This window comes from Amycolatopsis sp. SID8362, from assembly GCF_010550475.1.
Lineage (GTDB): Bacteria > Actinomycetota > Actinomycetes > Mycobacteriales > Pseudonocardiaceae > Amycolatopsis > Amycolatopsis eburnea.
In genome coordinates this window covers 1-249 of sequence record NZ_JAAGNB010000620.1, presented here as the reverse complement: position 1 = coordinate 249, position 249 = coordinate 1, and the positions used below count along the sequence as shown (strand labels likewise).

At 73.9% G+C, this 249-nt stretch carries 1 protein-coding gene; it reads left to right on the top strand.

Annotation, left to right across the window (positions count from 1 at the left end):
* A partial coding sequence (locus tag G3I65_RS18965) for a hypothetical protein (RefSeq protein WP_160697291.1) occupies positions 1–249 on the top strand: 249 nt, incomplete at both ends.

The window sequence follows — 249 nt, the reverse complement described above, 5'->3', positions numbered from 1 at the left end:
CTGTTCATCCTGGAGTACCTGGTCAACAACCTGGAATCCGCCCGCGTGCTGCTGATCGGCACGATCCGCGACGGCACCTCGGGCGCCCGCGACATCGCCCGGTCCGCGGCCCGGCGCGGTGTCTGCGCCCTGCGCGCACTGCGGCCGCTCGACCTCGGCGCCGTGCACGAACTCGTCACGGCGTGCCTCGAGACCGACCGCACGCGGGTCCCGGCCGACACGGCCACGCATCTGGCGCGGCTCAGCGCC